Genomic DNA, 4343 nt, shown 5'->3' with positions numbered 1-4343 from the left:
AATCAACGTCCCGATGCGGCGGGTCATAAGTGGTTTGCCACGGGTACTTCGATGGTACTGCATCCGCGAAATCCTTACATTCCCACCGTCCATCTCAACTATCGTTACTTTGAAGCTGGCCCCGTGTGGTGGTTTGGCGGTGGTTTGGATCTGACACCTTACTATCCGTTTGCTGAAGATGCCAGCCATCTCCACAATACGCTCAAAACGGCTTGCGATCGGCATAGTCCCGACTTGTATCCCACCTTTAAATTATGGTGCGATGAGTATTTTTATCTCAAGCATCGCAATGAAACTCGCGGTGTCGGGGGCATTTTCTTCGATTATCAGGACGGACAAGGCGCATTGTATCGCGGCACCGATCCCCAAGGGCCAGCCGCAAAACATAGCGACTCGATCGGCATTCCCACACCCCGCACCTGGGAAGAGTTATTTGCGATCTCCCAAGACTGTGCTAATAGCTTTTTACCAGCATACGTGCCGATCGTCGAACGCCGCCGCAATATGGAGTATGGCGATCGACAACGTAATTTTCAACTTTATCGGCGCGGTCGCTACGTCGAGTTTAATTTAGTTTACGATCGGGGCACGATCTTTGGGCTGCAAACCAACGGTCGCACCGAATCGATCCTAATGTCTTTACCACCCCTGGTGCGGTGGGAATACGGCTATCAACCCGAACCAGGTTCCCCCGAAGCCCAACTCTATGAAACCTTCCTCAAGCCTCAAGACTGGGCAAATTGGCAAGGCTAACAATTCATAGACACTAGTAAAAGCAGAGATCTGAGGGTACCCTGGGTCTAGTGTTATTACTGGTAGAAGATCGCGGGATTCGATCGATAAAAATCGGTAGATCGTTAAATCTCCAGCAATCCATAACGTTTCTGGAGCGCGAGCAGTTGGGTGCGGGCTTCAGCCGCATTGTCGGCTAAATCGGCAAATTCAATCAGGCGCAGCAGTTCTTTTTTGAGTAAATTGCGTTCCATTGCCAATGTCTGCCGATTCTCGTTCCGAGAGGCTCCGCCAACGAGTTCGGGTGGCAAAACGACCATATCGTAGAGGATGGCGCGATCTTTCCCGAGATCTGGTCGGAGAATCCGACCGCGACGTTGGATAAATTGACGCGGATTGGTGCTACTAGCCAGAATGACGGCTTGTTTGATGGCGGGGATATCGATCCCTTCATCCAAACAGCGGATGGCTACCAAACCTTGCAGTACCCCAGATTCAAATTGCTGGCGCAGTTGCTCTCGATCTGGCAACGAGGTGCTGGCGGTATAGGTATTCACGCGATAGCCTAGCTCGGTACCCAGTAAATGGGTGACGGCGGTGAGCTGTCGGGTGCTATCGCTGCTGCCATCGCCACAGTAAAACAGGGTATGGCTGGTGTCGAGGCGATCCTGCATCAGCGTTCTCAACGCTGTCAGCTTATTGGCGGCGGCACCGACGAGCCGAGCGCGTTGCATTAGTAAGGGGGTCAGATCGGGGGTGTCGAATCGATCGCGATCTTGGCCGTTGTAGAGGAGTTTGCGCGAGATCGCACGGGTAAGCTGGAGATAACGATCGCTCTCTGCTGGAGTGAGTTCGACGAGGATGGGATAGTATAAATAATGCACGAGCGCACCACAATCGATCGCGTCTTTGAGGGTAAATTCGGGCTGTAAGATGTCCCCAAAGTAATCGAGGATATTCTGGGTACCGATCTCGTCATAGTGGCGTTCGGGGGTGGCTGACAGGGCAAGACGCAAGCCGACATTCCGGGGGAGACTCGATTCGCGCTTTTTGGCACCGAGATTGTGTACCTCATCGCCGATAATTAAGGTACGATCGGGTAAGTATTTGAGCTGGGATTGGAATCCGGCGGTAATTAGGGTTTCGTTGGTGGTAACGATCGTCAGAAACTGTTGTTGTCCGGTATGAATTCTCGCTAGTTGATAGGAGAAATTGCTTTGCCATTTGTGGATGCTTTCACAGGCGAGAATCGGCTGAAGATGGAACTTTTCGCACTCTCGTCCCCATTGATTGACGAGATGCCGAAACGGACAGATAATAATCAGAACTTGCAGTCCGATTTGTTGATGAAGTTGGTGCGCGATCGCGAGGGCAGTGATTGTTTTGCCGCTACCAGTTGCCATTTTGAGGGTACCGCGACCTTGATTTTTAAACCAGTTGGTAATGGCTTGCTGTTGGTACGATCGCAGTTGTAATCCTGCTGGCAATTGCGGACATCCCGGCGGTACTGGCTCGACTTGATAGCGCATCCGTGCCTCGGCAACGGCTACCAATCGATTGATGCTTGTCAATCCCGCTCCGACCTGGAGCTTGGAAATTTTCGCTACTCGATAGATATTTTTTGAGTCGATCGACACCATCAGTCACAGAACGATGTGCCTTTTGATACTATCACAGCGTGACTTAGATCGGCAGCTTGCCATCGTCCGATTCTCCGAGGGAGAGGCTACGCCAACGATCGACTGCCCGCGCTGGTACGGCTAGTTTGGATTGAATTGCCTCACATGCCAAACCGATCCCATCCTCGGAGCTGACGATGCGACCGATTTCTTCGGCTCTAGTTGTATAGCTAGGATCTGTTAGCAATGCGCTCAATGCTTTGACAGCGCGATCGACAGTGTAGTTCTCGCGCGAAATCGTGACAGATGTACCCAGTCGTTCGGCGCGAGCGGCATTATCCGGTTGGTCGTGGCTGTAAGGCATAATTAGCGTCGGACGACCCGATCGCAACGCCTGAGCCGTGGTACCAATGCCGCCTTGATGGACGATTGCTGCCGCACGCGGGAAGATCTGGGAATATGGGGCATAATCGATCGCGATTAGCTCTGGTGGCAGTTCTAGTGGGGGATTGTTGCCAATGAGCAACACCGCACGGCGATTTAACCGGATGGCGGCTTCGATACTCACTTGAAAAAATCGACCGGGAGCGACGACTGCCGCCGAACCGAGTGTAAAGACGATCGGTGGCGATCCTGCTGCTAAAAACTGCTCTAGCTCGTCCGAGAGCGATCGCACGTTCCCACCATCATAGACCGGAAACCCCGTTTGCACGGTATGGGGCGGCCAATCGGGTTGTGGCGCGCCGACAACAGCAGAAAATAGTGCCAAAACCAGTTCTGGTGAATACTTCGCATCGATAATCGGATTGCCTTGCAGCGGAGCTAGCCCCAATTCTTGACGAAGTTGGCGGACTGGATCGCCCCAGTTGCGAGTCACGATCTTGGCAGCATCCCGAATCAGGCGATTTACCTTCGGCCCCATCCAGCGGAATTTGGCGACAAATGGATATGGCGGCAACACAAACGGATTGTAAGCTGAAAAGAACGAGCCAGGAGCCAAGATGCCTGTCGCCCAGTCGAGTTTGAGCATTTCCGCCACTAGCGGCGCAGCAAAGACGACCTCATGTGCCACGATAAAATCTACATCCTTTGCCGCTGCTAGCAAATGATGGTAATTGTCGCGTAAGTTTACCATCAAATAATCTTTGAAGACGCGCTCCGTGCCGTTTTGGCGATCCATCATCATGGCTACCATTTCCGGATCTGCAACATTCATCAAATCTTCACCCAGCGGCTGAAACTCAAACCCCACGGCTTCGATCGCCGCTTGATAATCTTTAATCGTCACAAATACGATCTCGTGACCTCGATCGCGTAAGCCCAACCCCAGCGCGATATAAGGATGGAGATCTCCCAGCGAACCCAGGGTCGTTACCAAAATTCGACTCATGACGATTTATCTACTCAAAAAATATCTACCTTTCTCTTATCTTAACGAAGGCAAAAGGCCGCTGCTCGTGCCCGTTGGGACTGACGCGTGCAGACTTCCGGATCGATCTACCTAAAATGGTCGTCCTGCTTTGCTTGTCAATGTTGGATAATAAATCTTAATGGCCGATCGGCGATCGCGTCGAGAGAGGTAGGCTCGTTACCACCAGTTGCCATTCCTCGCTCGGCTCGCTCCTTGCCAGACAGAGACTACTCACGATTTTGCTCGGAACATCACGGCAACAGCAAGCTTGACTTAAAACAGGAGTAAATCATGACCCAACTCGATCGACAATCTGCTGGTGAAATCGATCTCCCGCTGACTCCCATCACCGTACCAAAACGCACTGGTCGCAGTCGGTGGGCGTGGTTGAACAATTTCTTGTATCTGTTTCCGACAGTAGGATTGGGGACGATCGGGTTGTGCATCGCTTTGGCCGTGCTAAATCCGGTGGCCATGCCCGATCCGGCAGATCCATTTGCGACACCCGAACATTTGCTGCCGGAGTGGTATCTGCTCCCGGTATATCAGCTCGTGCGGCTGATTCCCTACAAGATCGTGGG

At 52.3% G+C, this 4343-nt stretch carries 3 protein-coding genes and 1 pseudogene; 2 read left to right on the top strand and 2 right to left on the bottom strand.

Annotation, left to right across the window (positions count from 1 at the left end):
* Positions 1–753 (top strand): oxygen-dependent coproporphyrinogen oxidase (gene hemF / locus RMO84_RS15870; RefSeq protein WP_310489409.1); only part of this gene is annotated, 753 nt, incomplete at its 5' end.
* Positions 754–857: 104 nt separating this feature from the next.
* Here the strand turns inward: hemF and RMO84_RS15865 are convergent.
* Entirely contained in the window at positions 858–2372 is a 1515-nt protein-coding gene (locus RMO84_RS15865) for a DNA phosphorothioation system restriction enzyme (protein WP_310489408.1), read from the bottom strand.
* Positions 2373–2415: 43 nt separating this feature from the next.
* Positions 2416–3741, bottom strand: coding sequence for a glycosyltransferase (locus RMO84_RS15860; protein ID WP_310489407.1), 1326 nt, complete (start codon positions 3739–3741; stop codon positions 2416–2418).
* Positions 3742–4053: 312 nt separating this feature from the next.
* On the opposite strand from RMO84_RS15860, the pseudogene RMO84_RS15855 reads away from it, so the two are divergent.
* A pseudogene (locus RMO84_RS15855) lies at positions 4054–4343 on the top strand (cytochrome b6-f complex subunit IV); the annotation flags it as partial.

This window comes from Chamaesiphon sp. VAR_69_metabat_338, assembly GCF_031423935.1.
Taxonomy (GTDB): Bacteria; Cyanobacteriota; Cyanobacteriia; order Cyanobacteriales; family Chamaesiphonaceae; genus Chamaesiphon.
This window is presented reverse-complemented; position numbering and strand designations above follow the sequence as displayed.